Below are 26,972 nucleotides of genomic sequence, written 5' to 3'. Positions count from 1 at the left end.
CCAGTGTGAAGTGAATGACGTAGCGTCGTTCTAGCAGGTGCCGGAAGCCTTGAGCAAACTAACCTCAGGTAAACAGCGGCCAGGACGATGACGATGGACTCAACGATCCCGCAATCCGTGCTCAAGGCGTCCGGCGTCGTGGGCACCTGGGTGCACGACCACTGGGCGGGCTGCCTCTCCCTGTCGGGTGCCTTCCCCGGTCTGCTCGGGCTCGATCCGGTGGCGGCGGCGCAGGGCGTGCCGCTGGCGACCTTCCTCGACCGCACCCATCCCGACGACCGAGTGCGGATCGAGAACTACCTCTACGCCGTCAGCGCGATCGGCGGCCCGGTGGAGGCCGAGTTCCGCACCTGCGACGCCCAGGCGGGCATCCGCACCCTGGTGATGCGCGGCCGGATCGAGCGCGACGCCACCGGCTCCGTCGCCCAGGGCTGCGGCATCGCCATCGACCGCACGGAGGAGCAATCCGCCGGCCTGCTCCAGACCGAGCAGGTGATGAACCGCATGGCCGAGCACGTCATCGCCCTGCGCGGTCTCGCCCAGACGCTGCAGCGCCCGGTGCTGATCGAGCGCGTCGAGCGCCTGATGATCGAGGTCGGGTTCGAGCTCGCCCGCTTCCTGCCGGAGCCCGAGGACGAATCCCGTCACTGAGCCGGCCCTCAAGCGATTGAACTGCCGGGCACCGGCACGCTACCGTCCCCGGCAACGACGGAGGGGACGATGGGCGACACGATCTACGACCGGGATCTCGACCGGGTCGCGGCCAATTACCAGCCGCTGACCCCCCTCCTCTATCTCGACCGGGCGGCGCGGGTCTTCCCCGACCACGTGGCGGTGATCCATGGCGGGCTGCGCCGGACCTATGCCGATCTCTACGGCCGCGCCCGGCGCCTCGCCTCGGCGCTGGCGGCGAGGGGCATCGGCCGGGGCGACACGGTGGCCGTGCTCCTCGCCAACACCCCCGAGATGGTCGAGTGCCATTACGGCGTGCCCATGACGGGGGCGGTGCTCAACACCCTCAACACCCGCCTCGACGCCGCCGCGATCCGCTTCTGCCTGGAGCATGGCGAGGCGAAGATCCTGATCACCGACCGGGAATTCTCCCGCATCGCCGGCCCGGCCCTGGCGGAGATGGCGCGGCCCCCCCTCGTCATCGACGTGGACGATCCCGAATACGACGGCCCCGGCGAGGCCCTGGGCGAACTCGGCTACGAGGCGCTCCTCGCCGCCGGGGACCCGGAGGCGGAATGGCCCCTCCCCGCGGACGAGTGGGACGCGATCTCGCTCAACTACACGTCCGGGACCACGGGCGACCCGAAGGGCGTGGTCTACCACCATCGCGGCGCGGCCCTGCTGGCGCTCGGCAACGTGGTGACGGGCGGGCTCGGCCAGCACCCGGTCTATCTGTGGACCCTGCCGATGTTCCACTGCAACGGCTGGTGCTTCCCCTGGACCCTCTCGGTGGTGGCCGGCACCCATGTCTGCCTGCGGCAGGTGCGGGCCGAGGCCATGTACCGGCTGATGGCCGAGCACGGCGTCACGCATCTCTGCGGCGCCCCGGTGGTGATGCAGCTCCTCATCAACGCCTCGGACGCGGAGCGGCGCCCCCTCTCCAACCGGGTGGCGTTCTTCACCGCCGCCGCCCCGCCGCCGGAGGCGGTGCTCGCCGGCATGTCCGAGGCGGGGTTCGACGTCACGCATCTCTACGGGCTGACGGAGAGCTACGGCCCGGCGGTCGTCAATGCGTGGCACGCGGACTGGGACGCCCTCTCCTCGGACCAGCGGGCGGCCAAGAAGGCGCGGCAGGGCGTGCGCTATCCGGTGCTCGAAGCCCTCGACGTCCGCGATCCCGAGACGCTGGACTCCGTGCCCGCCGACGGCAAGACGATGGGCGAGGTGATGATGCGCGGCAACGTCGTGATGCGCGGCTACCTCAAGAACCCGGCCGCGACGGAGGCCGCGTTCAAGGGCGGCTGGTTCCGCACGGGCGACCTGGGGGTGAAGCACCCGGACGGCTACGTGCAGCTGAAGGACCGCTCGAAGGACATCATCATCTCCGGCGGCGAGAACATCTCCTCGATCGAGGTCGAGGACGCCCTGTTCAAGCATCCGGCGGTGACGGCCGCCGCCGTCGTGGCGCGGCCCGACCCGAAATGGGGGGAGACCCCCTGCGCCTTCGTGGAGCTGAAGCCGGGGGCCTCGGCCTCCGCCGACGACCTCATCCAATGGTGCCGGGGGCGGCTCGCCTCGTACAAGCTGCCGCGCCACGTGATCTTCGGCGAATTGCCCAAGACCTCCACCGGCAAGGTGCAGAAATACATCCTGCGCGCCCGCGCCCGGGAGGGCACGGACGGCGCCTGACGGCTCAGTCCCGGCGCGGGCGGCGGGACGCGCTCGCCTTCACCCGCACCGGCATCCGGCGGGGGGCCAGGGAGGCCTGGAGCGCGGCAAGGCCGATCGCGGCGAGTCCGGCAGCGAGGACGGCCTGGGCGAGTGTGGGATCCACGTGAGGTTCCTCCTATACGCCAACCCAAGGTGGCGATCCCCGGCCGATTCCGCCAGATTCCCCAGCGGTCAGGCGGGCATGCAACCGGGGGATGCGGTGACGCAGCCCCCCCGCCACACGAATCGTCATGCGGATCGCGTAGCGAGATCCGAGGCATCGCCGTCGGTCATTGGATATGTGGCGCGGCCGTGCGCGTTCACAGGTGCCCGCGACGGTCGCGGCATGACGCGGGGGATCGGATGGGTCGGTACGGGCGGGGTTTCGGCGCGGTGACGGCGGCGCGGATCGCAGGCCTCATCGTTGCGGGAGGCCTTTTCGCGGGAGGTCTCGGCGCCTCCGCCGCCCTGGCGCAGGGCACGGTGGCCCGGCCCGCCAACGAGCCCGCCGCCCCGGCGCCCGGCGATCCGGTGACGCGGGCGAGCTACTTCTTCGTCGGCGGCCGCTATCAGAAGGTCGGCGAGAAGACCCTGATGGTCGGGCAGATGTTCGTGGAGGTGCGCACCCCCGCGAAGGTCACGCAGCCCTATCCCGTGGTGATGGTCCACGGCCTCGCCCAGACCGGCCTCAACTTCATGACCACGCCGGACGGCCGCTCCGGCTGGGCGCAGCGCTTCGTGGAATGGGGCTATCAGGTCTACGTGGTGGATCAGGTCGGGCGCGGGCGTTCCGGCACCAACCCGGAGGTCTACGGTCCCTACGACCGCCTCGGCACCCGCGACCTGGAGCGCACCTTCACCGCGCCGGAGGTCTACGACCTCTATCCGCAGGCCAAGCTGCACACCCAATGGGCCGGCGGGCCGGGTGTCCAGGGCAACCCGAGCTTCGACCAGTATTTCGCGAGCCAGGTCCCCTATCTCGCCAATTCCCAGCAGACGGAGGACTTGGTCGACACCGCGCTCGGCGCCCTCCTCGACCGGACCGGCGCGGTCATCCTCGTCACCCACGGCCAGGGGGCGCTGTTCGGTTGGGCGCTGTCGGATTCCCGCCCCGACCTCGTGAAGGCGCATATCGCCGTCGAGCCGGGGGGACCGCCCTTCTTCGACGTGAAGTTCCGGGGCGGCAAGGACTTCTGGGAGAAGACCGGCGAGGGCCGCGCCCGCGCCTACGGCATCACCCGCATGCCCCTGACCTTCGCGCCTCCGGTGAAGACGCCGGAGGACCTCGCCGTGGTGCAGCAGGCCAAGCCTTCCGGTGACGGGCAGGTCCGCTGCTGGCTGCAGGGGGAGCCCGTCCGCACCCTGCCCAACATCGCCAAGGTGCCCGCCGTGATCGTGACGGCGGAGGCGTCCTTCCACGCGGCCTACGACGATTGCACCGCCGCCTTCCTCGCCCAGGCCGGCGCCAAGCCCGAGGTGATCCACCTCGCCGACCAGAGGGTGCGGGGCAACGGCCACATGGTCATGGTCGAGAAGAACAGCGACCTCGTCGCCGACACCCTGATGGGCTGGCTGTCCGGGCGCGTGCGTCCGTGAGGGGGCGCCCCGAGCGGGCGTGATCGATTCGCCACAGGCCTGGGGAAGCGCGCGTATCGCCCTTGCGAGCGTGGCCGTTGCCACGTACCCATTCTGAAAAGCGCAGTCGGCGCAATAGTTTATCATGGTTCTAAACAACGCGGCAGCCGCACCGGGACCTCCCGGTGAACGGGGATGGCTGGCCGTTCGAGGAGTGAGGCAGTGGAAGTCGGTCGTACACGCACGGGGGCCATGCGGGCCCTCATCCTCGCCGGCACCTCCCTCGCCGCCCTGACGGCCGCCCGCGCGCAGGAGGCCACGCCGCGGGCCGGCGCGAGCGTCCAGCTCGACGAGATCAGCGTCGAGAGCCGGGGCGCGGGCGGGGTGACGGGGCCGGTGGCGGGGGGCGCCTCGATCGGCTCGCCCACCGGCGTCGAGGATCCGCGTGGGCCGGTCGCCGGCTACGTGGCGACGCGCTCGGCCACCGCCACCAAGACCAACACGCGGCTCGTGGAGACGCCGCAATCCATCACCGTGGTCGGCCGAAAGCAGATCGAGACGCAGAACGCCCAGACCCTGACCCAGGCGACGCAGTACGTGGCCGGCGCCTTCTCTGGCTCGTTCGGCTTCGACACGCGCAACACCTTCATCTACCTGCGCGGCTTCAACGTCAGCGATTACGGCATCTACCGCGACGGCCTGCAGACGCTGAATTACGGCTTCGGCTACTTCAACGTGAACACGTTCGGCCTGGAGCGGATCGAGATCCTGCGCGGCCCGGCGGCGGTGCTGTTCGGCGCGGGCTCCCCCGGCGGCATCGTCAACCAAGTGAGCAAGCGGCCGACCACCGAGCCGTTCGGGTATGTCGAGGTCGGCGGCGGCTCCTTCGGCCAGAAATACGCTGCCTACGATTTCGGCGGCCCGGCCGATAAGGAGGGCCACTGGTTCTACCGCGTCACTGGCTACGGCCGGAACGGCGGTACGCAGGTCGATGGCGCCCCCGACGACAGCTACTACATCGCCCCGAGCGTCACCTACCGCCCCGACGGGGCGACGAGCCTGACGGTGCTCACCTCGTTCCAGCACGACAACACCGCCGTCACGGCGAACTTCCTGCCGTATATCGGCACGGTGCGGCCCCAGGCGCTCGGCCTGCGCATCCCCCGCTCGCTCAACGTCGGCGACGCCAAACTCAACACCTACCAGCGCGATCAGGCCTTCCTCGGCTACGAGTTCGAGCACGTCTTCAACGAGACCTGGGCTTTCCGCCAGAACCTGCGCTACTCGTTCGGCGAGAGCTTCCAGAATTCCGACATCGGCCAGCTCGGCTACGCCTTCGGCGACGCGACCCAGACCCAGCTCGCCCGCTACCAGTTCCGCGACCATGCCCGCGTGAACATCTTCCAGGTCGACAACCAGGCCGAGGCGCGCTTTTCGGACGGGTTCTTCCGCCACGACGTGCTGATGGGGCTCGACTACAAGGATTACCGCCTCACCGACAATCAGGCGTCGCTGTTCCCGGCCTCGAACCTCAACATCGTGGCGCCGGTCTATGCGGGCGCGGACGGCATCCCGAGCCCGTACCTGATCAATTCCAACACCTTCACGCAGCTCGGCCTCTACGTGCAGGACCAGATCAAGATCACCGACCGGCTGACCCTGCTGCTCGGCGGGCGCCAGGATTTCGCCGACAACCGGGTGGTCGACAAGCTCAACAACGGCCTCGGCAATACCGGCCGCAGCGACAACGGCACGACCTACCGCACGGCGCTGATCTACAATTTCGACAACGGGCTCGCCCCCTATGTCAGCTACTCGACCTCGTTCCAGCCGCTGATCGGCACCGGCCGCCTCAGCGACACGTTCAAGCCGGAGACGGGCACGCAGATCGAGGGCGGCGTGAAGTTCGAGCCGCCGGGCCAGGGCTATTTCCTGACGCTGGCCGGCTTCGACATCCACCGCAAGAACACCCTGACGCCGGACCCGGTGAACACCCTGTTCCAGGTGCAGCTCGGCGAGGTCCGCTCCACGGGCTTCGAGGCGCAACTGGTGGCGAACGTGTTCGAGGGCCTCGACGTCGCCGCCTCCTACACGATCTACGGGCTCACCAACGAGCGCGGCGGCGCCGACATCCTCGGCAAGGTGCCGGTGAACGTGCCGGAGAACTTCGCCAACGCCTTCTTCGACTACACGATCCCCGTGGGCGCCCTGCGCGGCTTCGGCTTCGGCGGCGGCGTGCGCTACTTCGGACGCTCCTTCGCGGACACGGCCAACCTCTACCGGGTGCCGGATTACGTGCTGTTCGACGCGCAGGTCCATTACAACTGGGACCGCTGGCGGCTCGCCGTCACCGCCACGAACATTGGCGACCGCCGCTACGTCTCCTCCTGCCAAGCCTTCAACTCGTGCTTCTACGGCGACGCCCGCCGGGTGCTGGCGAGCCTGAGCTACAAGTGGTGATCAGGCCTGATCCGAGAGCCGCGTCGGCAGGTCGGTGATCCGCAAGCCCCGGCGCAGGGCCCGCGAGAGCGCATCGACGGCCATCGTCATGAGGGCGGTGGCCGCGATCAGCACCACGGCCACGTCGAGGCGCAGCTCCGAGATCGCGGCATCGACGTAGAAGCCGAGGGTCGTCACCCCGAGGATGCCGAAGATGGCGCTCTCCCGCAGGATCAATTCCCAGCGGTAGAGGAGGAAGGCGAGAAACTGCCCGTAGAGCCGGGGCAGGGTCTCGTAGGCGTAGAGGTTCAGGCCGCGCGGCGCGTCGGGCCGGTAGGGGATGGCGTCGGCGTGCCGGCCCATCAGGTAGCCGATGATCCCCGCATTGTGCAGCGACAGGGCGATGATCGCCGGCAGCATCGAGGGGCCGAGCAGCTGCAGGCAGAGATAGGCCAGCATGTATTCCGGCGTGGAGCGCACCACGACGAGGAGCACCCGCCCGAAGGGCCGCCCCAGGGGCCCGGTGAAGCGCCGGGCGGTGAGGGGGAACAGGAGCAGCGCCCCGAGCGCCGTCGCCACCAGGGCGATCTGCGCCAGCACCAGGGTCTGCGCGGCGCCGGGCAGGATCTGGTCGGTGAGGATCGGCCGGAACCACGCCCAGAGGGATATCCAAGTCCCCTCCCCGCCCCGGAGCGGCGCGGGCACGATGTCGTGGGTGAAGAAGCGGACGAGGCTCGGGCCGATCGCGGCATGGCCGATGGCGGGCGGCAGGGCTAGGAGGGCGCCGACGAGCAGGAACGGCACGCTCCAGCGCCGCACCCAGAGCCGCCGCGTCCCGATCAGCGCGTAGAACACGAGGAGCAGCGCCCCGGCCTCGGCATAGCGCCCCTGCCGGAAGGCGGATTCGAGGGTGAAGCCCATGGTCGGGAGGCCGATGAACCCGAGCACGAGGCTGGAGCGCATCCCGCATTCGAGGCGGTAGAGGGTGTAGTCCGCGAAGCGCCCGGCGAGGTCGGGCAGGCGGGCATAGGCGAAGGCCGAGACCGCCCCCGTCCCCGGCGGCAGGACGCGCAGGGCCGAGAGGTCCGCCTCCTCGATGATCTCCGAATAGACCTTGGCGCAGATGCCGGCATAGGGCAGCGCGATGGCCAGCACCCCGGTCGTCGCCGAGAGGCCGAAGACCTGCATCAGCAGCAGCGCCCAGAACAATTCGTGCACCGAGCGCAACGCGGCGCAGGTCACGCGCACGATCCGCGAATGGGCGAAGGGGATGGCGAGCAGGAACCCCGCCCCGGCCCCGCACCCGACGCCGAGCACCGCGAAGGCCACCGTGTAGACGACGCTCCAGCCCTCGACGGACCCGACATCCGGCCGGATCAGCCCCGCGAGGAGCCGCGAGAGCTCCGCGAACGGGTGCAGGGTGGTGACGTGCAGGTCCGCCACGGCGAGGCAGAGCAGCGCGGCGAGGGCGAACCCGCCGCTCACCGCGCGATAGCCTGGCACGCGCGGGGCGAGGCGCATCAGGCGGCCTCGTAGAACGGCCTGAGCCGGGCAGGATCGACCTCGGAGGCCGGGGCGTCGAGAACGATGCGCCCGGCCTCCAGCACGACGATGCGGTCGGCCTGCGCCAGCGCCAGGGCGATGTCGTGCAGGGCGAGGATCAGGGTCCCGTGGGTCGCGGCCAGGGTCGCCAGCACGACGGCCCCCTGGCGTGGGTCGAGCGCCGAGACCGGCTCGTCGCCGATCAGCACCGGGCGGCCGTTGTAGAGGGCGCGGGCCACCGAGACCCGCTGCTGCTGCCCTCCGGACAATTCCCCCGCCCGCGCCCAGAGCTTGTCCGCCATGGCGACGCGGCCGAGCACCGCCTCCACGGCGGCGATGTCGGCCTTGGCCGGGCGGATCAGGGTGCGCAGGTTGTGCAGGGTCGAGCGGCGGTCGAGCCGGCCCATGTAGACGTTGTGGAACACGGTCAGGGTCCGCACCAGGGCGGCGGCCTGCGGCACCAGGGCGACCTGCTCAGGGATCCGCTCGCGGATCAGCCCGAGCAGGGTGGACTTGCCGGCGCCGGAGCGGCCCATCAGGGCGACGCGCTCGCCCGCGCGGATCGTCAAATCGATGCCCGACAGCACCTCGCGCCCGCCATAGGCGGCCCGCGCGCCCTTGAGGACGAGGAGGGGTTCGGACACCGGCCTGTCCCGGATCAGTCGAGCAGGCCCGTCGCCTTGCCGACTTCGATTAGCGGTTCGTAGGCGGCGTTGGTGACGGGGATGAACTTGGAGCGCCCGAACGGTTCGAGGATCGCCGGATCGGTGACGCCCACCAGCGCCGCCCGAAGCTTCTCGGTGAAGCCGGCGCCGTAGGTCTTGTCCACGTCGCCGCGCACCGTCCACTGGTAATCGGGGAAGGGCGGGCTCTCCCAGATCACCGAGACGGCTTTGGGATCGACCTTGCCGGCCTTGCTGTCGAGGTCCCACACCGAGAAGTCGACGGCGCCGACCTCGAACGCGCCGGATTGCACGAGCTGGATCGTGCGCGAATGGTCGCCGGAGAAGCCGACGCGGGAGAAGACCTGCTCGGGGCTCTGGCCGGGGAAGGCCTCGCGGATCCGGTATTCCGGCATCAGCCGGCCGGAGGTCGAGGCGCGGGCGCCGAAGGTGAAGGTCTTGCCGGCGATGGATTTCGGGAAGTCCGCCGCGCGGGTCAGGCCCGTGGCGGCGTTGGCGATGAGGTAGAAGCGGAAGGCCGCGTCCTCGGCGCCCTGCGCGATGGCCTGCGAGCCCGGCACCGCCTTGCGGGCCTGGACCCCGGTGAAGCCGCCGAACCACGCGAGCTGCACCTGCCCGTTGGTGAAGGCCGTGACGGCCGCCGGGTAGCTCTTCACCGGCACGTAGCGCACCGGCACACCGAGCTGGCCTTCCAGATACTGCGCGACCTTGCCGAACCGCTCCACGAGGCGGCTCTCGTCCTGATCGGGGATGCCGGTGAAGACCAGGGGCGGCTTGGTCTGGGCCGAGGCCGGCCCCGCCAGCGCGAGCCCCGCCGCCAGCAGCCCGCAGGCGAGCCGCGCGATTCGTCCGATCCCGACCATGATCCCCCCGTCCCGGCGCGCAGGGCAACGCCCCCGCCGCTTCCACGTAGAGCACGCGGCGGCGGAGAGGAATGCGCCTCCGGCGGGTTCAGCGATCAGTGACGATGGCGGCGGTGATGATGGTGACGGTGGCGCATCCCATGGCCGCGCATCATCGTGGCCCGCGAGCCCATCTGGGCCTGGCTGTGCATGTTGCCGAAACGGCCGTTGCCCTGGGCGGCGGCGTCCCGGTCGAGGCCGTCGCCGGGGGCGGCGAAGGACGGGGCGGCGGTGCCGGCGGCCAGCCCGAGGACGAGCATCGCGCCGAGAATGGTCTTCTTCATGGGAATGAACGCTCCACGGCCACGCGCCGCCCCGGGCGAACCAATCGCGCACAAGGGAGTTCCTGCCGCACGGGAACGTGATCGGGAGGGCGATCTTTCAGGCGGACTACGATTCCGCGTCGATCGTGTAGAGGGCGCCATGCTCGGTCTCGGTGCCGGGGACCGGGTGCGGCCGGAACGGCGTCGCGAAGGGACCGCCCAGCAGGCGCACGATCTCCTCCGAGGCGGCGATGGCGAGGTCGGCGGCCTTGGCGCGGACCTCGATGCGGGCCAGCATGTTCATCGCCGGCCCGAGTACCGTGTACTCGGCCCGCACCCCGTCATCGAACACGCCGACGAGGAGGGTGCCGGCATGGATCGCCGTGGCGGTGCGGATCTCGAAGCGATCCTCCGCCCGGCGCCGGGCATTCACCGCCGCGAGGCGGGCCTGGATGTCGAGGGCGCAGGCCGCCGCCGCGCGGGCCTGCTCCTCCGCCGTGCCGGTGATGAACTGCGCCAGCACCGCGTCGCCGATATACTTGTCGACCATGCCCCCCTGCGCGGCCACCGCGCCCTGCGTCTGCGCCCGCACGGCCATCAGGGCGGCCACCATCTCCCCCGGCGGATGCCGCTGGCTGAGGGCCGAGAAACCCCGGATGTCGAGGATCAGCAGGCAGGCATGGCGGCGGTGGAGGCCCATCGCGTCCAAGGCGAGGTCCCGGGCGATGGCGTTCGGCACGAAGCGGGCGAGCCGCCCGCGCTCGCGCTCCACCTCCAGCGTCCGGTCCACGGCCCGGCGCAGGCGGGTGACGCCGTCGATGACGAGCAGGCCCGTGGCGACGAAGGTCGCGAGCCCGATCACCTGCATCGGCGCATCGCCGTTCAAGCCGGGGAACAGGCCCGGATAGGCGAGCCCCACGAGGAAGGCGGCCACCCAGCTCGCGGTGACGATGGCGCAGAACAGCAGGGTGTGGGACACCTGCATGCTCAGGCCGGTCTGCAGCAGGAGCAGGTAGGCGGGCAGGCGGCTCACCGCGTCGGCGCCCTCTCCCGTGCCGCCCCCGGCCAGCATGTGCTCCACGATGACGTAGACCGCGAGCACGGCGTTGAGGCCGGTTCCCGCCCAGGAATAGGCCGTCGCGGACCGGCTCCGCCCCCGTTCGCCGAGCCCGAACCACACCGTGCCGAGGCCGTAGAGGCCCAGGATGAACCAGTGGCTTAGGGCGTGCAGGGAGCCGTCATAGGCCTGGGCGGCCATGAGCAGCACGAGGAGGATGACGATCCGCAGCGCCGTGAGACGCGGCTGCCCACCCTCCTGCATCACCCGCAGGGCGGCGTCCTGGGCGGTCTCCGGGACCACCGTCGCAGGCGGTGTCATCCGGCGCGCCCGAGGCGGCGGGCGCCGCCGAAGCGGTTGAGGAAGCGCGGCTCCTTCTCGGGGGCGACGCGCACGGCGAGGTGCAGCGTCCCGTCCGGCTCCGCGCGCCGGTCGAGGATCTCGGCGTTCTCGTAGAGCCAGTGCAGGGCGGCCCCGTCCTCCGGCGGCAGGGACACCGCGAAGCTCGTGCGCGACTTCGCGATCCGCGCCTCGATCCGGCTGGTGAGGGCGGCGAGCCCCTCCCCCGTCAGCGCCGAGACGAGGACCGGCGCGTCGCTGTCGCGGTCGTTGCGCACCCGGCCCTGGCCGGAGAGGTTGAAGAGCCGCGTGCGCTCGTCCTCGTCCAGCAGGTCGGCCTTGTTCCAGACCTCGATGAGGCGGCCGTCCGCCGTGTCGATGCCGAGCTCGTGCAGCACCTGCCCCACATCCTCGGCCTGGGCCGCGTTGTCGTCGTGGCTGACGTCGCGCACATGCAGCAACACGTCCGCCTCGATGGCGTCCTCCAGCGTGGCGCGGAAGGCCGCGATGAGCGGGGTCGGCAGGTCGGAGATGAAGCCCACCGTGTCGGACAGGATCACCGTCTCGCCATGGGGCAGCTTGGTCGCCCGCGCGGTGGGGTCGAGGGTCGCGAACAGCATGTCCTTGGCCGTGACCTCGGCCTTGGTCAACGTGTTGAAGAGGCTCGACTTCCCGGCATTGGTGTAGCCCACCAGCGCCACGATCGGGTACGGCACCCGCGCCCGACTCTGCCGGTGCAGGCCGCGGGTGCGCACGACGGCGTCGAGGTCGCGCTCGATGCGGGTCATGCGCTCCTGGATCATCCGCCGGTCGGCCTCGATCTGGGTCTCGCCGGGGCCGCCGAGGAAGCCGAAGCCGCCGCGCTGGCGCTCCAGGTGGGTCCAGGACCGGACGAGGCGCGACTTCTGGTAGGCGAGGTGGGCGTGCTCGACCTGCAGCGTGCCCTCGCGGGTGGAGGCGCGGCGTCCGAAGATCTCCAGGATCAGGCCGGTGCGGTCGATGACCTTGGCGCCCCAGGCCTTCTCGAGGTTGCGCTGCTGCACGGGCGAGAGGGCGCAATCCATCACCACGAGGCCGATCTCCTCGGCCTTGACCAGCCCGGCGATCTCATCGACCCGGCCCTTGCCGAGATAGGTCGAGGGCCGGATGCGCGGCAGGGTGATGGGCAGGCTCTGGGTGACGTCGAGCTCGATGGCGGCGGCGAGGCCGGTCGCCTCGTCGAGTCGCGCCTCCACTGAGCGGGAGGGCGCGGCCACCCGGCCCGCCGGACCCGCGTTGCGGGCGAGGTAGGGGCCGATCACCAGGGTTCGGGTCGAGGCGGCGATCTCGCCCTCGGGCGCCGCGTGGGCCCGGAGGCGGGCCTCACCCGAGGTCAAAGTCTCGCTCATGCAGGAATGGCGCTCGCCGGTTCGCTCTTGTTCGCTCACGCTCATATGGGCGCGGGCGGGGCGGATGCCAACCGGCAGGCTCCTCTCCCTTTGGATCGGGGAGAGGGCGAGGTCTTACGCCTTCTCGGGCGTCTCGTCCGGCTCGAAGAGCTGAACCGGGTGGCCCGGCATGATGGTGGAGATGGCGTGCTTGTAGACGAGCTGGGAATGACCGTCCCGGCGCAGCAGCACGCAGAAATTGTCAAACCAAGTTACGACGCCTTGCAGTTTAACGCCGTTGACGAGGAAGATCGTCAGAGGGATCTTGTTCTTGCGGACATGATTGAGGAAGGTGTCCTGAAGGTTCTGTGCGCGCTCGCCGGCCATTTTCTTCGCCTGTTTGTTGTCCCGATGGGAGTGCCCGGTTCGGGATGGTCCGCCGCCTGCGGAATTGTCCGATGTCCCGCCGACGGCTCCGTATAAAGCATTTGCATTCCAAAGCGTGAGCCGAAGCAAGGGCCGTTCCGCGCGGGGCGTGACGGAACGGCAGCGGCTTTATCGCCTCGGGCCGGCCCTACGGCCCGATTCCCAGGGACTTGAGCTTCCGGTGCAGGGCCGACCGCTCCATGCCGATGAATTCGGCGGTGCGCGAGATGTTGCCCGAGAACCGGGCGATCTGCGCCACGAGGTACTCGCGCTCGAAGATCTCGCGGGCCTCGCGCAGCGCCAGGCTCATCAGCTTCTCGCCCCCCGCCCCGGCCGGGGTGGTGGGCACCAGGGCGCCGATCTCCGAGGGCAGCATCTCGGAGGTGACTTCCTGCTCCGGGTCGGCCTGGGTCAGGATCATCAGCCGTTCGACGTTGTTCTTCAATTGGCGGACGTTGCCCGGCCAGTTGTGCGATTGCAGCACCGCCATCGCGTCCTCGGCGATGACGCGCTTGGGCAGGCCGGTCTGGCCCGAGATGTTGTCCATGAAGAAGCGGATCAGCTCCGGCACGTCCTCGCGCCGCTCGGACAGGGCCGGCACGCGGATCGGCACCACCGAGAGGCGGTGGAACAGGTCCTCGCGGAAGCGGCCCGCCGCGATCTCCTCCTGCAGGTCGCGGGAGGAGGAGGAGATGATGCGGACATCGACGTGGACCCGCGTCGTCCCGCCGACCCGCTGGAAGTTCTGGTCCACGAGGACGCGCAGGATCCGGCCTTGCGTCTCGCGGGGCATGTCCGCCACCTCGTCGAGGTAGAGCGTGCCGCCATGGGCCTCCTCCAGGGCGCCGACCCGGCGGCCGTTCTCGCCCTCGACGCCGAACAGTTCGGCCTCCATCGTCTCGGGGAGGATTGTGGCGGCGTTGAGCAGCACGAAGGGGCCGTTCGCCCGCGTCGAGGCCCGGTGCAGGGTCCGCGCGGCGAGTTCCTTGCCCGCGCCCAGCGCCCCGGTGATCATCACCCGCGCGTTGGTGGGGGCGACGCGCTCCAGGGTCTGGCGCAGCTGGTTGATGGCCAGCGATCCGCCGACGATCTGGTCGGCCGAGCCGGAGCGGGCCTTGAGGTCGCGCACCTCGCGCCGCAGGCGGGAGGCTTCCAGCGCCCGCTCGGCCACGAGGATCAGCCGGTCGGCCTTGAACGGCTTCTCGATGAAGTCGTAGGCGCCCGCCTTGATGGCCGAGACGGCGGTCTCGATGTTGCCGTGGCCGGAGATCATCACCACCGGCAGGTCGGGATGGGCGGCCTTGATCAGGTCGAGCACCTGCAACCCGTCGAGGCGCGAGCCCTGCAACCAGATGTCGAGGAAGACGAGGTGCGGGCGCCGGGATTCGATGGCGCTCAGCGCCTCGTCCGAGCCGCCCGCCGTGCGGCAGCGATGGCCCTCGTCGTCCAGGATGCCGGCGACGAGGTCGCGGATGTCGGCCTCGTCGTCGACGATCAAAATATCGGCGCTCATGCCTGCATCTCCGCGATCCGGGGGGCCGTCGGTGCGGCGCCCTTCTCCTCTGGCGTGGTCGGTGGCCGCTCGGGACCGGCTTCGCGCGGCACCCGCATCCGTACCTGCCCGCCGCGACCGGCGGGGTTGTCGTTGAGGGCGATGCCGCCGCCGTGCTCCTCGAGCACCTTGCTGACGATGGCAAGCCCGAGCCCGGTGCCGCCCTCGCGGGTGGTCATGTAGGGCTCCAACAGCCGCTGGCGCCCCTCGGCGGGGAAACCCTTGCCGTTATCCGTCACCGTGATCACCGCGAACCCGTCCTCGACGGCGAGTCCCAGGGCGATCTTGCCCTTGCCGAGCACATCGGGGGGCACCTCGGAGACCGCCTCGACGGCGTTCTTGAGGATGTTGGTGATCACTTGGCTGAGCAGCCGGATGTCGAAGGCCGCCACGATCTTTTCCGACGCGCCCGCGCCGCCCTCGGCGGAGAAGGCGAAATCGATGTCCGGGTGCGCGACGCGCATCATGAACAGGTTCTGCTTGGCGATCTCGGTCAGGTCGTTGGGGGCGATGGCGGGCTTCGGCATCCGCGCGAAGGCCGAGAACTCGTCCACCATGCGCTTGATTTCGTCCACCTGGCGCACGATCGTCGCCGTGCACTGGTCGAACACCTCCCGGTCGGTGAGGATGACCTTGCCGTACTTGCGCCGGATCCGCTCCGCCGAGAGCTGGATCGGGGTGAGCGGGTTCTTGATCTCGTGGGCGATGCGCCGGGCGACGTCGCCCCAGGCGGAGGTGCGCTGCGCCTGGACGAGGTCGGTGATGTCGTCGAGCGTCACCACCGCGCCCCGCGCCCCGCCCGGCGCCTGCTCGCCGGTGACGCGCACGGTGACGGTGCGCTCCTCCTTGCGCTCGCCCCGGGTGCGGGTGAGCTGGATCTGCTGCTGCACCGCCCGCTGCCGGGCCTCGCCCTCGGCCAGAACCGGGGCGAGTTCCGGCACCGCGACCCCCAGCGGCTGGCCCACCAGCCGATCGCTGCCGAGATCGAGCATCCGCTCGGCGGCGGGATTGGCGATGGTGACGAAGCCCGCCGCGTCGAGGCCGATCACGCCGGGGGAGACCCCCGACAGCACCGCCTCGGTGAAGCGGCGGCGGGCGTCGATCAGGTCGTTGGCGGCCATCAGCCCGGCATGCTGGCGGCGCAATTCCTGGGTCATCTTGTTGAAGCTCTCGCCGAGGCTCGCGAGGTCGCCGCTGGTCTTCTTCGTGGGCACCTGGGCGTAGAAGTTGCCCGAGGCGACCTGGTCGGCCGCGTTGATGAGCCGCCGGATCGGGGCGACGAAGCGGTTGGCGAAGTTCAGCCCGAACCACACCGCCGAGAGCAGCGCGATCAGCGCGATCAGCACGAAGACCAGGGCGAAGGTGATCTGGATGGAGCGGCGCAGGGAATCGTAGGTCAGGTACTCGGCCGCCGCCGCCCGCGACACGCCGGGGAACTCGATGGCCAGCGGGTTCACCTCCCGCTGCACCATCAGCACCGCGTCGTCGTAGGCGGGCATCCGCAGGAGGGCGGCGAAGACGCGCCCCTCGGAGGGCAGCAGGCAGATCGGGTCGGTCGACTTGCCCGCATCCTCGAAGGCGGCGGCCGAGGGCAGGCGCACCTGCTTGAGCACGTCGATGTTGGCCCGTGCCACCACGTCGGTCGGCCCGCGCATGATCTGCGCCACCGGCAGGCCGAGATTGGTCGCCCGCGTGGTCAGGAAGGTCTCGAACCACGTCCGGTTCACGTCGAAGTTCGGCCGCGCCCGCGTCAGGTCGTCGTTGAGGATGCGGATCTCGCGGGCGAGCGACTGGCACTGGTTCTCCTGGTAGGCGTCGGCCACCTCCACGGATTTCAGCACCACGTCCCGCACCCGGTCGGTGAAGCCGAGCGACAGGCCCCGGTCGATCGTCACCGAGGCGACGACGGCGAGCAGGATCGTCGGCAGGATCGCGATCAGCGAGAACAGGCCGACGATGCGCGAATGCAGCCGCGCCACGGCGGCGTTCGCCCGGCGGGCATGCAGGAAGACCCGCGCCTCCCAGGCGATGATCACCACGAGCCCGAGCACCAGGGCGACGTTGATGGCCAGAAGGGTGATCCCGTAGGTCGGCGTCGGCGTGACGCGGATGACGCCGGCCAGGATCAGGAAGGTGGTCAGCGCGCAGACCAGCGCCGTGACGACCACCGCCGCGCCGATCCAGCCCGGGCCCCGTGGCCCCGGGCGCAGGGAATCGGCGAGCGGCGAATCCGCCTGCGGGGCCGGGCCGGCCGGGTCTGGAGCGGGGCCGGACCCGCCCGCATCGGGGCCGGTGGCGGCGCTCCCGGAGCGGGAGAGGAAAGGCATGACTGGTGCAGGGCCACAACAGTGTGGCGGAATTAATACGAATCCGGCGCCGCTCGATAGGGCCGTCGCCGGCTCTCAAGGGCCTGCCCGCGCCTGCGTCCGACTGACGCCGCCGGCCGCCGATCCTTGACCGACGCGGAGCCGGCGAATAGGCCGGTCGATGGAGGCGAACGGGGTCTGGTGGCCCTCCTGGTCTTCAAAACCAGCGGTACGCCAACAGCGTACGGTGGGTTCGATTCCCATCCGCTTCCGCCACTCCACTCCCCCTCAGCGCCAGCCCTCGGCCCCGGCGGCCGGCAGCCGGCCCGCCTCGACCCAATGGCAGGTGGTGGTGTCCTTCACCGCCGCGCAATCGTAGCTGCGCCCGGCGAGCGTCACCTTGTCGACCACGGCGCCGATCCGGTTGCGCGGCAGGGCGGCGCAGCCGAGATGGTCGGCCTTCGGATCGGCCAGCGTCGCCGCGGCGGCGGCGGGCCCCGCCTGCATCAGCATCCGGTAATTGGCGACGGAGGGGCAGGCGATGACCGGCGCGGCGGGCGTCCGCGCCGCCTTCTCGGCCTGCACCTTCTCCCCCGGCTTCAGGCGAAGGCCCTGCTGGGCCGAAGCCGGCAAGGGGGCCGGCAAGGAAGCCAGCAGGGGGGCCAGCAGCGCGGCGAGGAGGAGGGTCGGGAGCGGGTGCGAACGGCTCATGCCCGCCATCCTAGCACAGCCTGCTCCGGCGAGGCTTGACGCTCCCGGCGCCGTCTGCGACCGCAGGGCCACACCCCGGCGCGCCGCGACGCCCCGAATCGGCCCGAGGCCGGGGCGCGCGAGAGGAGAGATCATGGCCACGACGATCGAGAGCGACCAGCGGCTCCACCTCGTATTCGGCGGCGAGCTCGAGAACCTCGACGGGATCCGCTTCCGCGACGTGAAGGGCCTCGACATCGTCGGCATCTACCCGGACTACGCCTCCGCCCAGGCGGCATGGCGCGCCAAGGCGCAGGCCACGGTGGACAGCGCCCAGACCCGCTACTTCGTGGTCCACCTGCACCGCCTGCTCGAGCCGCAGCCGGTCTGAGGCGGCCGACGAACCCATTGTGACACTTGGTCCCCGCTGATATGAGCCTCATCCGTCATGGATCTGCCCCGGTACCCGCGGGGCGGAAGCCGCTTCCGTGCAGGGTGCACGGGACGCGTACGGGCGGGACAGCATGAAATCCTCGATCAAGATCGTCGCCGGCAACGCGAGCCGGCCCTTGGCCGAGGCCATTGCCGCCTACCTCGAATTGCCCCTGGCCAAGTGCATGGTCCGGCGCTTCGCCGACATGGAGATCTTCGTCGAGCTGCAGGAGAACGTCCGCGGCGAGGACGTGTTCATCGTCCAGTCGACCTCCTTCCCGGCGAACGACCACCTGATGGAACTGCTGATCATGATCGACGCCGCGCGCCGGTCGTCGGCGCGGCGCATCACGGCGGTGATCCCCTATTTCGGCTATGCCCGGCAGGACCGGCGCACCTCCGGCCGCACCCCGATCTCGGCCAAGCTCGTCGCCAACCTCATCACCGAGGCGGGCGCAGACCGCGTGCTCACCCTCGATCTCCATGCCGGCCAGATCCAGGGCTTCTTCGACATCCCCACCGACAACCTGTTCGCCGCCCCCGTCATGGTGCGCGACATCAAGGAGCGGATGCCCCCCGAGGACCGGATGGTGGTCTCGCCCGACGTGGGCGGCGTGGTCCGCGCCCGCGTGGTCGCCAAGCGCATCGACGCGCCGCTGGCCATCGTGGACAAGCGCCGCGAGCGCCCGGGCGAATCCGAGGTGATGAACATCATCGGCGACGTGCGCGGCCGCTCCTGCATCCTCGTGGACGACATCGTGGATTCCGGCGGCACCCTGGTGAACGCCGCCGAGGCCCTGCTCAACGCGGGCGCCAAGGACGTGTCGGCCTACATCACCCACGGGGTGCTCTCGGGGGGCGCGGTCTCGCGCATCGCCGCCTCGCGGATGAAGGAGCTGGTCATCACCGACTCGATCCAGCCGACCCAGGCCGTGAAGCTCGCCCGCAACATCCGGGTGATGTCGATCGCGCCACTGCTCGGCGAGGCGATCGGGCGGACGGCCACCGAGTCGAGCGTCTCCAGCCTGTTCGACTGACGTGTCTGGGATTTTTGTCGCAGTCGCGCCTGCGACATTCTGATTTAGAGTGTCCCTCCTGCGGCCAAGCCGTGGGAGGCGGCCATTACGAAGCACATCGTCGGAATCCACGGCCTCGCCAACAAGCCGCCCCGCGAGGAGAAGGCGGGCTGGTGGGCCGAGGCGATCCGCGAGGGCCTGCGCCGCAATTGCGGCCGCGACGACCCGGTCTCTCTCGATTTCGTCTACTGGGCGGACCTGCGCTACCCCGATCCGCTGCGCGAAGGGGACAACCGCGAGCCCTACCGGCCGGATCTCGGCCTCGGGCCGTTCCCCTCCCCCGCCGGGGAGCCGGCGCGCCGCGAGGCGACCTTCACGGACCGGATCTACCGGGGGCTGGCGAGCCTGCAGGAGGCGGTCGGCCTCACGCCGGTGGACGACATGATCCTCGAATACCGCCTCGACGACCTCTGGGGCTACCATGACGACGCCGTCTTCCGGGACGCCGCCCGCGCCCGGCTGCGCGAGGCCCTCGGCCGCCACGGCGCGGGGCCGCTGCTGCTGGCCGCCCATTCCATGGGCGGGCTCATCGCCTACGACGTGCTGCGGCTGGCCGAGCGCGACGGCTCCGTGGCGGGGCCGGTGACCCTCGTCACCCTCGGCTCGCCCTTCGGCCTCGCGGAGGTGCATCTCAAGCTCACGGAGGAGCACGGCGACCTCGCCGTCCCCCGCTCGGTGGCGGCCTGGATGAACCTGATGGACCGCAACGACATCGCCACCGTGGGCGAGGATCTGGCCGACGCCTTCCCGCCGAACGAGGCGGGGGTGCGCATCCGCGACGTGCCGGTGATCAACGCCTACCGCGCCCCGGACGGGCGCGAGAACACCCACAAGTCCTACGGCTACCTGCGCACCCCGGAATTCTCGCGGATCGTGGCGGGGTTCATGGAATAGAGGGTCCCCCGGCGAAGTACCGGCGGCAAGGCCCCGATCCGGTGCGCGGGCGATTGCGCCCCTTCGAGGGGGCGCCTATACTGGCGGCATCCCCCTTTTTTAGCGTGAGACGGGTGGTCTCCGGGATGTTCCCGGAGCCCGCGAACCGATGCCCGGTTCGGCCCGTTCCGCCGTCGGAGCCGCGTGAAGAGATGTCCCAGGGTCCGCTGATGCCCAAGGCGACCGCCGTTTGGCTGGTCGAGAACACGTCGCTGGCGTTCGAGCAGATCGCCGACTTCTGCAAACTCCACCCCCTCGAGGTGAAGGGCATCGCGGACGGCGAGGTCGCGGCGGGGATCAAGGGTCTCGACCCGATCACCACTGGCCAGCTCACCCGCGACGAGATCGAGAAGGCGCAGAAGGCGCCGCATTACAAGCTCAAGCCCGCCGTCTCGAAGGTGAAGCTGCCCGAGGTCAAGCGTACCACCAAGGGGCCGCGCTACACGCCCCTCTCCCGCCGCCAGGACCGGCCGAACGCCATCCTCTGGCTGCTGCGCAACCACCCCGAGCTGAAGGACGCGCAGATCATCCGCCTCGTCGGCACGACGAAGTCGACGATCCAGCAGATCCGCGAGCGCACCCACTGGAACTCGGGCTCGCTGCAGCCCCTCGACCCGGTGACGCTGGGTCTCACCACCCAGATCAACCTCGACTTCGAGGTTCAGAAGGCGGCGGCCGACCGTCCGGCGGCGCTGGCGGCCGAGGGCGGCGCCTCGCTCCTGCCGACCGAGGTCTCGACCCAGCGCGAGCCGGAGCCCGACGAGGACGACCTTCGCGGCGGCCGGGACGAGCGGCTCGACGCGGATTCCGTCTTCGCCAAGCTCAAGGGCCGGCACCAGGACGAGGACGACGACGAGGATTAGGCCGCCCGCGCCCTCTCCCCGCTCGGGGAGAGGGGATCTCTTCACTCCGGCAGGGGCTGGCCCGTGGTCTCGGGCATGAACCACGGCACGATCAGCCCCAGGACGTAGACGCTCGACATCGTGAGCGCCGCCGCCGCGACGCCGCCGAAGGAGGTGACGATCTGCCCGGCGATGATCGGGAAGATCCAGGCGACGAGCCGCGCCCCGTTGAACACGACGCTCGCCGCCGTCGCCCGCACCGCCGGGGTGAACAGCTCCACGAGGTAGATCGCCATCCACGAGAAGGCGAAGCCCAGCGTGAAGAAACCGTTCAGGAAGGCCAGCGCCAGGAACGGCATCAGCCCACCGTGCCACAGGTAGCAGGCGAGCGACGTGGCGATGCAGCCGACATAGGTGACGATCAGGAAGGGCCGCCGGCCGATCGCGTCGGCGACGAAGCCCGAGACGACGTAGGCGGTGATGGCGCCGACATTGTAGACGATGCCCATGCGCGGGCCCCAGACATTGGCCGGCTCTCCTGCCGCCTTGGCGAGCCCCTCCGTATAGGCCGGCAGCCAGGACGAGACCGCCCACCAGCCCACCGTCGTCGCGAAGGACATCGCGGTGGCGAGCAGCACCCGGCGGCGGCTCTCCTTCTCGCGAAAGATCTCGGCCAGGGTGAAGGGCCGCTGCGCCGGCTTCGCCCCGTGCGCGGCGCCGTCGGACGTGGCCGCCCAGCGCTGCTCCTTCAGGGCCTGCAACCACTGCTCGGATTCGTCGAGCGCCCGGCGTAGATACAGGCAGACGAAGGCCGGCAGCGCCCCGAGGGCGAACATGATCCGCCAGGATTGGTCGCCGAGCGGGTTCGTCGCCGCCAGCACCGCCCAGACGATGGCCGCGAGCACGGCGCCGCCGCCGAAGCCCGATTGCAGGAAGCCGCAGCCCTTGGGCCGCGCCCGGTTCGGCCAGGTCTCGGCCACCAGCGCGATGCCGGTGGACCATTCCGAGCCGATGGCGAGCCCCGTGATGAAGCGGAGCGCCGCGAGTTGGACGAAGCTCTCGGCGAAGGCGGTGAGCCCGGTGAACACCGCGTAGCCGAGGATGGAGATCATCATCATCCGCTTGCGGCCGATGTAGTCTGCCGCGATCCCGCCGAGCAGGCCGCCCAGCCCCCAGCCGAGCAGGGTGATCCCGATGGCGAGCCCGACGTAATAGGCCGGCGCCTGCGCCTGTTCGGGCGTCAGGATCGTGCCGAGCGCCGGGCGCAGGGCGTAGACCAGGGCCACCGCCTCGTAGCCGTCGAAGATCCAGCCGAGATAGCTGCCCCAGAGGATGCGCCAGTGGCGCGGGGTCAGGCCCGCATGCCAGGGGGCCTTCGCGTCCTCGCGCGCCAGGGCGTCGCCCGCACTCATCGCACTCTCCCGGTGATCTTTTCGTCAGGCGCTCAGGCGACCGTGCGGGCCGGCTCGTCCTTGCCGAGGCGGGCGCGCAGCCAAGCGATGACCCCGCCCGCCAGCAGCACCTCGACCTGTCGCGGCGACAGGCCGTGGGTGAGCCGGATCGTGTCCTTGCCGCGCAGCGTGGCGGTGATGTCCCGGCCCGCCGCCAGGGCCTCGGCCACGCCCACGATCTCGAGATGATCGCCGATCTCCAGCCTATCGTAATCGGCCGGGTCGGCGAAGGTGAGCGGCAGGACCCCGAAATTCACGAGGTTCTGCCAGTGGATGCGGGCGAAGCTCTTGGCCAGCACCACCTCCAGCCCGAGGTAGCGCGGGGCAAGCGCGGCGTTCTCGCGGCTCGACCCCTGCCCGTAATTCAGGCCGCCGACGATGGCGTGGCCGGCGCGCTCCGCCCCGCCCTGCTTCGCGCGCTTGGGGTAGCTGTCGTCGATGGGCTCGAAGGTGAAGTCGGAGGTCTTCGGGATGTTCGACCAGTAGGGCATCACCCGCGCGCCCGCCGGCATGATGTCGTCGGTGGAGATGTCGTCGCCGGTCTTGAGCATCACCGGCACGCGGATGTCGGCGCCAAGCTTGCCCAGTTCCGGCAGGGTGGTGATGTTTTCGGACTTTTCCAGCCGGACGGTGCGGGCCTCGGCCTCCGGCAGCGGGCCGAGCAGCATCGTCGTGTTGCCGGGCACCATCGCGGGCGGGACGATCCGGGGATAGGGCATGTCCAGGGTGCGCGGATCGGTGATGACGCCGGTCAGCGCCGAGGCGGCGGCGGTCTCGGGGCTGCACAGGAACACGCTGTCCTCCCGCGTGCCGGAGCGGCCGGGGAAGTTGCGCGGCACGGTGCGCAGCGAGTTGCGCCCCGAGGCGGGGGCCTGCCCCATGCCGATACAGCCGTTGCAGCCCGCCTGATGCACCCGCGCCCCGGCATGGATCAGGTCCGAGAGCTGCCCGTCGCGGATCAGGGTCTCCAGCACCACCCGCGTCGAGGGGTTGATGTCGAACGAGACCCGGTCGTGGGTCTGCTTGCCCTTCACGATCGCCGCCGCGACGGCGAAATCGCGAAAACCCGGATTGGCCGAGGAGCCGATATAGCTCTGGTAGATCTCGGTGCCCGCCACCTCCGAGACCGGCACGACGTTACCGGGGCTCGACGGCTTGGCGATCATCGGCACCAGGGAAGAGAGATCGATTTCTTCGGATTTGTCGTAGGTGCAGCCTTCGTCCGCTGAAAGCTCCGCAAAAACCCCTCCCCGGCCGACGCCTTCGAGGAAGGTCCTGACCGCCTCGTCCGCCGGGAACACGCTCGTCGTGGCGCCCATCTCGGCGCCCATGTTGGCGATGACGTGCCGGTCCATCGCCGTCAGGCCCGCGAGCCCCGGCCCGTGATACTCGATGATCGTGCCGAACCCGCCCTCCACCCCGTGGCGGCCGAGCAGGGTGAGGATCACGTCCTTCGCGCTCACCCAGTCGGGCAGCGTGCCGGTGAGCCTCACGCCCCAGACCTTGGGCATCCGGAGCCGCAGGGGCTCGCCGGCCATGGCGAGCGCCACCTCGACTCCGCCCGCGCCGAAGGCGAGCATCCCCAGCGACCCGGCCGCCGGGGTGTGGCTGTCCGAGCCGACCATGGTCTGCCCCGGCTTGCCGAAGCTCTGCATGTGGACCGGGTGGCTGATCCCGTTCCCCGGCCGCGAGTACCAGACGCCGAACTTCCGGCAGGCCGAGCGCAGGAACAGGTGCTCGTCGGCGTTGAGATGGTCGTTCTGGACGAGGTTGTGGTCGATGTACTGGGCGGCGATCGGGATCGCGACGCGCTCGACGCCCATCGCCTCCAATTCCAGCATCACGAGGCCGCCGAGCACGTCCTGCAGCAGCGCCTGATCGATTCGCAGCGCGATCTCGCCGCCGGGGGTGAGGTCGCCCTCGACGAGATGCGACTGGACGAGCTTCTGCGTCAGGTTCAACGCCACCGGGCTGCCTCCCATTCCGGCCGCGCCTTGGTCTCGGCGCGCCGACCGGCGCCCGGCGCGCGGCGCCGTGTTTGGCCAGCGCAATTAGCCGGCCGAGAGCGGGGCGGAAGTCCGGCGGGGTGACAGACGCCAAGTCCTGTCGAGCGTGGCCGTAACCCCTGGCGCGGGGGCGGGCGCTCTGCCACCCTCGCCGCGGGATTCGGGAGGCCGATGTGAGCGCCATCGGATGCGGGCGGATGGTTTGGATTCTGGCGTTGGCCCTGCTGGCGCCGGCGGGGCTTGCCTCGGCGCAAACACGGCCCCCGCCGCCGCCCGCCGCGAAACCCGCCGATCCGGCGATGGACGCCACCCGCGCCGCCTTCGAGGCCCTGCCCGAGCCCGAGCGGAAGGCGCTGCAGGACGCCCTGGTCTGGACCGGCGACTTCAACGGCGTGGTCTCCGGCGGCTTCGGGAAGCGCACCTTCGAGGCGTTGCAGGCCTTCGCCGCCCGCGCCCGCCTCGCCGATCCCCTGACCGGCGAGGGCCGGACGGCGTTGCGCGCGGCGGGCGAGGCGGCGCGGAAGGCCGCGCGCTTCCGCGTCCAGGCCGATCCCGTCAGCGGCGCCGTCGTCGGCGTGCCCGAGGCGCTGCTCACGAAGCGCACCGCCCTCCCCTCCGGCACCCGCTGGCAGAGCGCGGACGGGAAGGTGACGTTCGAGACCCGCGCCTATCCGCCGGAGGCCGAGACCCTGGAGGGTCTGTTCGAGCGGGCGAACGCGCCCCTGAACGGCCGCAAGGTGACCTACCGCCTGCAGAAGCCGGATTTCGTGGTCGTCACCGCCGAGACGGCGACCGGCCTGTCCTACACCCGCTACGCCGCCGGGCCGCAGGGAATCCGGGGCTTCCTCATCGGCTACGACCGGGCGCTCGCCGGGGAGGTCGGCCGCCTCGTGATCGCCATGGCGAACGCCTTCGAGCCGTTCCCGGCGGCGGCGCCGGTCGCCGCGACGCCCGCGCCCTCCCCGGCACCTGCCGTCGCGCCGGCCCGACTCGTGGCGACCGGCCTCGCCGTCGCGCCGGGCCGGGTTCTGGCGGTGGTGCCGGAGGGCTGCGCCGGAACGCTCGCCCGCGATCCGTCCGGCCTCGCCCTGGTGGAGGTCGCGGGCGCGAAGCCGGCGGCCCTCGCCCTGGCGAAGAGCCTCGCGGACGGGCCGGTCGTCGCCCTCGCGGCGGGGGCGGAGGGCGTGTCGGCGGTGCCGGGAACGGTGACGGAGGGACGGGTGACGGCGCCGCTGCAGCCGGGCTCGGCGGGGGCTCCGCTGTTCGGAGCCCAAGGGAGTCTCGCGGGGCTTGTGGCGTCCTATCCGGCCGCGCCGCGTCTCGTGGCCGGGGTGGCGCCGCCGATGAGCCTGCCGGTCGTACCGGCGGCAATCATCGCGGCGTTCCTGGCGGGAAAGGGCATCGCCCTGTCCGGGTCGAGGGAGGCGGGCCCCGCCGGAGCGGCGCCCGCCATCGTAGGCCTCACCTGCCGGTGAGGCCGGGGCCTCAGAGCCGGCCGGTGACCAGCAGGACGATCAGGACGATCAACAGGATGCCGCCGAGGCCGAAGCCCGGGCCGCGATAGGCGCCGCCGCCGAGGAAACCGCCGCCGCCGAAGGCGAGGATGATCAGGATGATGAGGAGAATGGTAACGAGGGACATGAAGCGGATCTCCGGGCGGTCGCATGGAGCGAGCGTGACCGTTCAAACGCCGCGACAATTCGTTCTGTTCAGGGGGATCCGCAGTTTTTTGTGAGTCGGCTCGCGGATGTGGCGCGCAGGCTCGCACGTGCCACGCGGGCAGGGGCGGCGCAGGCGGATCGGCGGCGTTGTTCCGAGGGCGGTCGGGATAGGGTATAGAGGCGTCGAGCCCGATCACCGCCACGATGACGGTCATGACGACGACCGATCCAAGCCTCATTACGGTTCCCGCGCGCAAGGCCGCCGAACGCGCCCGTCGTATCCGAGCCGCCGAGGCGATGGTGGCCCGGATGCGGGCCTATGCGGAGCGCGAGGCAGGGCGTCTCTGGGTGTTCGGCTCTTTCGTCACCGGTCGCATGGACCATGACAGCGACCTCGACGTGATGATCGATTTCCCCGCCGGCGGGCGCTGGGCGGCCTGGGACTTCCTCGAAGCCCTTTCGGCCGAGCATGGCCTGCCGCTGGACGTGTTCGAACGGGCGACGACGAAGCCCGCCTTCGTCGCCCGCGTCGAGGCCGACGGGCTGCGCCTGCCGTGACCGACGCGCGCTGGCTCGACGTCGAGGACGATCTCGGGGCGGCGATCCGCCATTTCCGCAACGCGGCTCGGCTCTACGACGCGGGCGGCTTCGACGCCCCCGACCTCGACGGCTACAGGGCGCGGATGGGCCTTCAGCACGCGATGCAGGCCGGACACACGTCCCTCGAAGGCGCTCTCCATCGCATCCTCGACATCCTCGGCGAGGATGGACCGACCGGCCCGAACTCCCATGCGGATCTCATCCGCCGCGTTTCGCGTCCGGTGAGCCTGCTCGACCGGAGCAGGCCGGCGATCCTGACTCCCGAGGTCGCCGCCGATGCCGACGAGGCCCGGCGCTTTCGCCACCGCGCCGCCCATGACTACGACAACTTCCTGCCGGAGCGGGCCGCCCCCTCGATCGAGGCCGCGAGACGGCTCGCGCAGACCCTCGCGCCCTGCCTCCGCCTGTTCAGGGACCGGATCGATCCCCCGGCGACCGGCTGACGCGA

25 protein-coding genes and 1 tRNA gene are annotated in these 26,972 nt (G+C 70.7%); 12 read left to right on the top strand and 14 right to left on the bottom strand.

Translation table 11 applies throughout. The annotated features are described in order from the left end of the window. The first annotated feature begins 93 nt into the window (after positions 1-93). Both AAHF99_RS12645 and AAHF99_RS12640 read left to right on the top strand, forming a co-directional pair. The gene (locus tag AAHF99_RS12645; RefSeq protein WP_342164687.1) at positions 94-651 is read left to right on the top strand and encodes a PAS domain-containing protein; all 558 of its coding nucleotides are present in this window, start codon (positions 94-96) and stop codon (positions 649-651) included. Positions 652-720: 69 nt separating this feature from the next. After that, on the top strand, positions 721-2,361 hold the full coding sequence (locus AAHF99_RS12640) for an acyl-CoA synthetase (RefSeq protein WP_342164686.1): 1,641 nt from the start codon (positions 721-723) through the stop codon (positions 2,359-2,361). Between the two features lie 4 nt (positions 2,362-2,365). Here the strand turns inward: AAHF99_RS12640 and AAHF99_RS12635 are convergent, their stop codons facing one another. Beyond that, positions 2,366-2,506 (bottom strand): hypothetical protein, encoded by a 141-nt coding sequence (locus AAHF99_RS12635; RefSeq protein ID WP_243951935.1) that lies wholly within the window; start codon positions 2,504-2,506, stop codon positions 2,366-2,368. A 239-nt stretch (positions 2,507-2,745) separates the two neighbouring features. Here AAHF99_RS12635 and AAHF99_RS12630 point away from each other — a divergent pair, with 239 nt between their 5' ends. Further along, the gene (locus tag AAHF99_RS12630) at positions 2,746-3,978 is read left to right on the top strand and encodes an alpha/beta hydrolase (RefSeq protein ID WP_342164685.1); all 1,233 of its coding nucleotides are present in this window, start codon (positions 2,746-2,748) and stop codon (positions 3,976-3,978) included. 231 nt (positions 3,979-4,209) lie between these two features. Beyond that, positions 4,210-6,417, top strand: a complete 2,208-nt coding sequence (locus AAHF99_RS12625; RefSeq protein WP_342164683.1) for a TonB-dependent siderophore receptor — start codon at positions 4,210-4,212, stop codon at positions 6,415-6,417. Here the strand turns inward: AAHF99_RS12625 and AAHF99_RS12620 are convergent, their stop codons facing one another. The 9 genes from AAHF99_RS12620 to AAHF99_RS12580 form a co-directional block, all read right to left on the bottom strand. Next, a complete protein-coding gene (locus tag AAHF99_RS12620) occupies positions 6,418-7,917 on the bottom strand; it encodes a PhnE/PtxC family ABC transporter permease (protein ID WP_342164681.1) in 1,500 nt (499 codons plus the stop codon). Next, positions 7,917-8,582, bottom strand: a complete 666-nt coding sequence (locus tag AAHF99_RS12615) for an ATP-binding cassette domain-containing protein (RefSeq protein ID WP_342164679.1) — start codon at positions 8,580-8,582, stop codon at positions 7,917-7,919. Before AAHF99_RS12615 ends, AAHF99_RS12620 begins: the two co-directional genes overlap by 1 nt. 14 nt (positions 8,583-8,596) lie before the next feature. After that, positions 8,597-9,484: a putative selenate ABC transporter substrate-binding protein gene (locus AAHF99_RS12610; protein WP_342164677.1), complete on the bottom strand. Its 888-nt coding sequence runs from the start codon at positions 9,482-9,484 to the stop codon at positions 8,597-8,599. A gap of 95 nt (positions 9,485-9,579) precedes the next feature. Then, positions 9,580-9,807 (bottom strand): hypothetical protein, encoded by a 228-nt coding sequence (locus AAHF99_RS12605; RefSeq protein WP_342164675.1) that lies wholly within the window; start codon positions 9,805-9,807, stop codon positions 9,580-9,582. Positions 9,808-9,913: 106 nt separating this feature from the next. Continuing rightward, on the bottom strand, positions 9,914-11,164 hold the full coding sequence (locus tag AAHF99_RS12600; protein ID WP_342164674.1) for an adenylate/guanylate cyclase domain-containing protein: 1,251 nt from the start codon (positions 11,162-11,164) through the stop codon (positions 9,914-9,916). Continuing rightward, positions 11,161-12,570 (bottom strand): GTPase HflX, encoded by a 1,410-nt coding sequence (gene hflX, locus AAHF99_RS12595; RefSeq protein ID WP_342164673.1) that lies wholly within the window; start codon positions 12,568-12,570, stop codon positions 11,161-11,163. The genes AAHF99_RS12600 and hflX overlap by 4 nt, the downstream gene beginning before the upstream one ends. Before the next feature lie 114 nt (positions 12,571-12,684). Continuing rightward, positions 12,685-12,936, bottom strand: coding sequence for an RNA chaperone Hfq (gene hfq / locus AAHF99_RS12590; RefSeq protein WP_238249876.1), 252 nt, complete (start codon positions 12,934-12,936; stop codon positions 12,685-12,687). 187 nt (positions 12,937-13,123) lie between these two features. After that, on the bottom strand, positions 13,124-14,488 hold the full coding sequence (gene ntrX, locus AAHF99_RS12585) for a nitrogen assimilation response regulator NtrX (protein WP_342164670.1): 1,365 nt from the start codon (positions 14,486-14,488) through the stop codon (positions 13,124-13,126). Then, positions 14,485-16,854 carry a sensor histidine kinase NtrY-like gene (locus AAHF99_RS12580; protein ID WP_342164669.1) on the bottom strand — a complete coding sequence of 790 codons (2,370 nt, stop codon included), beginning with the start codon at positions 16,852-16,854 and terminating at the stop codon, positions 14,485-14,487. Before AAHF99_RS12580 ends, ntrX begins: the two co-directional genes overlap by 4 nt. A 162-nt stretch (positions 16,855-17,016) precedes the next feature. On the opposite strand from AAHF99_RS12580, the gene AAHF99_RS12575 reads away from it, so the two are divergent. Further along, positions 17,017-17,109: transfer RNA gene (locus AAHF99_RS12575), tRNA-Sec, on the top strand. A 12-nt stretch (positions 17,110-17,121) separates the two neighbouring features. Here AAHF99_RS12575 and AAHF99_RS12570 read toward each other — a convergent pair. Beyond that, complete coding sequence (locus AAHF99_RS12570) at positions 17,122-17,544, bottom strand: hypothetical protein (RefSeq protein ID WP_243951946.1); 423 nt, start codon at positions 17,542-17,544, stop codon at positions 17,122-17,124. A gap of 133 nt (positions 17,545-17,677) precedes the next feature. Between AAHF99_RS12570 and AAHF99_RS12565 the strand changes: the two genes are divergently transcribed. From AAHF99_RS12565 to AAHF99_RS12550, 4 genes are all read left to right on the top strand, one after another. Continuing rightward, a complete protein-coding gene (locus AAHF99_RS12565; protein WP_243951947.1) occupies positions 17,678-17,914 on the top strand; it encodes a DUF4170 domain-containing protein in 237 nt (78 codons plus the stop codon). A 133-nt stretch (positions 17,915-18,047) separates the two neighbouring features. Beyond that, positions 18,048-18,992: a ribose-phosphate pyrophosphokinase gene (locus tag AAHF99_RS12560; protein WP_243951948.1), complete on the top strand. Its 945-nt coding sequence runs from the start codon at positions 18,048-18,050 to the stop codon at positions 18,990-18,992. A 420-nt stretch (positions 18,993-19,412) separates the two neighbouring features. Next, positions 19,413-19,925 (top strand): esterase/lipase family protein, encoded by a 513-nt coding sequence (locus AAHF99_RS27195; RefSeq protein WP_412759877.1) that lies wholly within the window; start codon positions 19,413-19,415, stop codon positions 19,923-19,925. Between the two features lie 191 nt (positions 19,926-20,116). Next, positions 20,117-20,827 carry a DUF1013 domain-containing protein gene (locus AAHF99_RS12550; protein WP_342164667.1) on the top strand — a complete coding sequence of 237 codons (711 nt, stop codon included), beginning with the start codon at positions 20,117-20,119 and terminating at the stop codon, positions 20,825-20,827. 41 nt (positions 20,828-20,868) lie between these two features. Here AAHF99_RS12550 and AAHF99_RS12545 read toward each other — a convergent pair whose 3' ends face one another. Both AAHF99_RS12545 and AAHF99_RS12540 read right to left on the bottom strand, forming a co-directional pair. Continuing rightward, a complete protein-coding gene (locus AAHF99_RS12545; protein ID WP_342164665.1) occupies positions 20,869-22,218 on the bottom strand; it encodes an MFS transporter in 1,350 nt (449 codons plus the stop codon). Positions 22,219-22,250: 32 nt separating this feature from the next. Beyond that, positions 22,251-24,224 carry an aconitate hydratase gene (locus AAHF99_RS12540; RefSeq protein ID WP_342164664.1) on the bottom strand — a complete coding sequence of 658 codons (1,974 nt, stop codon included), beginning with the start codon at positions 24,222-24,224 and terminating at the stop codon, positions 22,251-22,253. A 236-nt stretch (positions 24,225-24,460) separates the two neighbouring features. On the opposite strand from AAHF99_RS12540, the gene AAHF99_RS12535 reads away from it, so the two are divergent. Beyond that, complete coding sequence (locus AAHF99_RS12535) at positions 24,461-25,738, top strand: serine protease (protein WP_342164663.1); 1,278 nt, start codon at positions 24,461-24,463, stop codon at positions 25,736-25,738. A gap of 10 nt (positions 25,739-25,748) precedes the next feature. Here AAHF99_RS12535 and AAHF99_RS12530 read toward each other — a convergent pair whose 3' ends face one another. After that, the gene (locus AAHF99_RS12530; RefSeq protein WP_007563230.1) at positions 25,749-25,904 is read right to left on the bottom strand and encodes a hypothetical protein; all 156 of its coding nucleotides are present in this window, start codon (positions 25,902-25,904) and stop codon (positions 25,749-25,751) included. Between the two features lie 233 nt (positions 25,905-26,137). Here AAHF99_RS12530 and AAHF99_RS12525 point away from each other — a divergent pair, with 233 nt between their 5' ends. Together AAHF99_RS12525 and AAHF99_RS12520 are read left to right on the top strand one after the other, a co-directional pair. Then, the gene (locus AAHF99_RS12525; protein ID WP_342164662.1) at positions 26,138-26,482 is read left to right on the top strand and encodes a nucleotidyltransferase family protein; all 345 of its coding nucleotides are present in this window, start codon (positions 26,138-26,140) and stop codon (positions 26,480-26,482) included. Next, positions 26,479-26,967: a ribonuclease toxin HepT-like protein gene (locus AAHF99_RS12520; protein ID WP_342164661.1), complete on the top strand. Its 489-nt coding sequence runs from the start codon at positions 26,479-26,481 to the stop codon at positions 26,965-26,967. Before AAHF99_RS12525 ends, AAHF99_RS12520 begins: the two co-directional genes overlap by 4 nt. Positions 26,968-26,972 lie beyond the last annotated feature (5 nt).

Origin of the sequence: Methylobacterium litchii, from assembly GCF_038442315.1 — a bacterium.
GTDB lineage: Bacteria > Pseudomonadota > Alphaproteobacteria > Rhizobiales > Beijerinckiaceae > Methylobacterium > Methylobacterium litchii.
This window is presented reverse-complemented; position numbering and strand designations above follow the sequence as displayed.

Excerpts from the sequence above, each read along its gene's own strand:
- AAHF99_RS12645 (WP_342164687.1), top strand. The coding sequence starts at position 94 with ATGGACTCAACGATCCCGCAATCCGTGCTCAAGGCGTCCGGCGTCGTG.
- AAHF99_RS12640 (WP_342164686.1), top strand. The coding sequence starts at position 721 with ATGGGCGACACGATCTACGACCGGGATCTCGACCGGGTCGCGGCCAAT.
- AAHF99_RS12630 (WP_342164685.1), top strand. The coding sequence starts at position 2,746 with ATGGGTCGGTACGGGCGGGGTTTCGGCGCGGTGACGGCGGCGCGGATC.
- AAHF99_RS12625 (WP_342164683.1), top strand. The coding sequence starts at position 4,210 with ATGCGGGCCCTCATCCTCGCCGGCACCTCCCTCGCCGCCCTGACGGCC.
- AAHF99_RS12620 (WP_342164681.1), bottom strand. The coding sequence starts at position 7,917 with ATGCGCCTCGCCCCGCGCGTGCCAGGCTATCGCGCGGTGAGCGGCGGG.
- AAHF99_RS12610 (WP_342164677.1), bottom strand. The coding sequence starts at position 9,484 with ATGGTCGGGATCGGACGAATCGCGCGGCTCGCCTGCGGGCTGCTGGCG.
- AAHF99_RS12605 (WP_342164675.1), bottom strand. The coding sequence starts at position 9,807 with ATGAAGAAGACCATTCTCGGCGCGATGCTCGTCCTCGGGCTGGCCGCC.
- AAHF99_RS12600 (WP_342164674.1), bottom strand. The coding sequence starts at position 11,164 with ATGACACCGCCTGCGACGGTGGTCCCGGAGACCGCCCAGGACGCCGCC.
- hflX (WP_342164673.1), bottom strand. The coding sequence starts at position 12,570 with ATGAGCGAGACTTTGACCTCGGGTGAGGCCCGCCTCCGGGCCCACGCG.
- hfq (WP_238249876.1), bottom strand. The coding sequence starts at position 12,936 with ATGGCCGGCGAGCGCGCACAGAACCTTCAGGACACCTTCCTCAATCAT.
- ntrX (WP_342164670.1), bottom strand. The coding sequence starts at position 14,488 with ATGAGCGCCGATATTTTGATCGTCGACGACGAGGCCGACATCCGCGAC.
- AAHF99_RS12580 (WP_342164669.1), bottom strand. The coding sequence starts at position 16,854 with ATGCCTTTCCTCTCCCGCTCCGGGAGCGCCGCCACCGGCCCCGATGCG.
- AAHF99_RS12570 (WP_243951946.1), bottom strand. The coding sequence starts at position 17,544 with ATGAGCCGTTCGCACCCGCTCCCGACCCTCCTCCTCGCCGCGCTGCTG.
- AAHF99_RS12565 (WP_243951947.1), top strand. The coding sequence starts at position 17,678 with ATGGCCACGACGATCGAGAGCGACCAGCGGCTCCACCTCGTATTCGGC.
- AAHF99_RS12560 (WP_243951948.1), top strand. The coding sequence starts at position 18,048 with ATGAAATCCTCGATCAAGATCGTCGCCGGCAACGCGAGCCGGCCCTTG.
- AAHF99_RS27195 (WP_412759877.1), top strand. The coding sequence starts at position 19,413 with ATGATCCTCGAATACCGCCTCGACGACCTCTGGGGCTACCATGACGAC.
- AAHF99_RS12550 (WP_342164667.1), top strand. The coding sequence starts at position 20,117 with ATGTCCCAGGGTCCGCTGATGCCCAAGGCGACCGCCGTTTGGCTGGTC.
- AAHF99_RS12545 (WP_342164665.1), bottom strand. The coding sequence starts at position 22,218 with ATGAGTGCGGGCGACGCCCTGGCGCGCGAGGACGCGAAGGCCCCCTGG.
- AAHF99_RS12535 (WP_342164663.1), top strand. The coding sequence starts at position 24,461 with ATGGTTTGGATTCTGGCGTTGGCCCTGCTGGCGCCGGCGGGGCTTGCC.
- AAHF99_RS12530 (WP_007563230.1), bottom strand. The coding sequence starts at position 25,904 with ATGTCCCTCGTTACCATTCTCCTCATCATCCTGATCATCCTCGCCTTC.
- AAHF99_RS12525 (WP_342164662.1), top strand. The coding sequence starts at position 26,138 with ATGACGACGACCGATCCAAGCCTCATTACGGTTCCCGCGCGCAAGGCC.